The sequence below is a fragment of the Mesorhizobium sp. M7A.F.Ca.CA.003.01.2.1 genome, from assembly GCF_003998945.1.
GTDB classification, from domain to species: domain Bacteria; phylum Pseudomonadota; class Alphaproteobacteria; order Rhizobiales; family Rhizobiaceae; genus Mesorhizobium; species Mesorhizobium ciceri.
In genome coordinates this window covers 1-1,147 of the sequence record NZ_RZRA01001296.1, presented here as the reverse complement: position 1 = coordinate 1,147, position 1,147 = coordinate 1, and the positions used below count along the sequence as shown (strand labels likewise).

At 66.4% G+C, this 1,147-nt stretch carries 1 protein-coding gene; it reads left to right on the top strand.

Annotated features, from left to right (window positions below):
* Positions 1-218: 218 nt before the first annotated feature.
* Positions 219-1,147 (top strand): DUF4175 family protein (locus EN969_RS32130; protein ID WP_127419790.1); only part of this gene is annotated, 929 nt, incomplete at its 3' end.

Sequence of the window (1,147 nt, the reverse complement as noted above, 5' to 3'; positions counted from 1 at the left end):
GGGTATGCAGGATGGAACTATAACGGTCCACTTCACGTTTTTTCGAACCGCCTCGCCTTTGCCGTGTTTGCTGGTATTCTTTGAGTCGTGAGGCGTCGGGCTATCTGCCCGCTCCACAGCATGATCCCGAAACATGGAATCCCTTTCGGAACAGATCATGCTCAAAGGGATAGGGCCGCATCCCGGTTTCGGGATGCCATAGGCTCAAGGAAGGGCCGATGACGCAACGACCCACCTTCAGCAGCGATCGCGGCCTCGCCGGGCGGCTGGCTTTGAGCAGGCTGGCCACGCGGGTCTCGATGGTGGTCGAGCGCGGCTGGCCGTTGCTGCTTCCCCTCGTCATCGTTGCCAGCCTGTTCCTCAGCATCTCCTGGCTCGGGCTATTCTCCCGGCTGCCGGATATGGCGCGCATCGGCCTGGTCGCTGCCTTTGCCATAGCAGCACTGGCCGCGCTTTATCCCCTGCGTTTCTTCCGCCTGCCGGGCGCCGGCGAAATCGACCGCCGCATCGAGGCAGCCAATCAACTGTTGCACAGCCCGGTGCTGGTGCAGACCGACCGGCCAAGCGGCCGGGAAAGCAGCTTCTCGCAGGCGCTATGGCGCGAACACCAGAAGCGCATGGCCGGAAAGCTCGACAACCTCGGCGCCGACCTGCCGCGCACGCGCGTGCCGGAGCGCGACCCTTGGGCCCTGCGCGCGGTGGCGGCACTTTTGCTCGTTACCGCCTTCGCCTTCTCCTTCGGGCCGACGGGCGGCAGGATCAGCGACGGCTTCAATGCCCATGGCGCGCGCGATATCGTGCCGCCGCGCATCGACGCCTGGGTGACGCCGCCGTCCTACACCGGCAAGCCGCCGATCTTCCTGACCGCCGACGCCAACCAGGCCATCCCGACCTTTACGGTTCCCGAAGGCAGTGACGTTTCGCTGCGCGTGACGGGCGGCTCAGGCGAGGAAACGCTCGGCTACGCCGACAAGAATGGCAATTCCCGCGCCATCGACCCGGCTGCGCCGCAGGCCGCCGCCAAGCCGGCTGCAAGCCCGGCGACGCCGTCCAAGGTGCGCCAGTTCACCAGCAAGCTGACCGGCGACGGCACGCTGACGCTGACGTCGGGCGAGGACCAGCTCGGCCGCTGGGCCTTCGGGGTCGT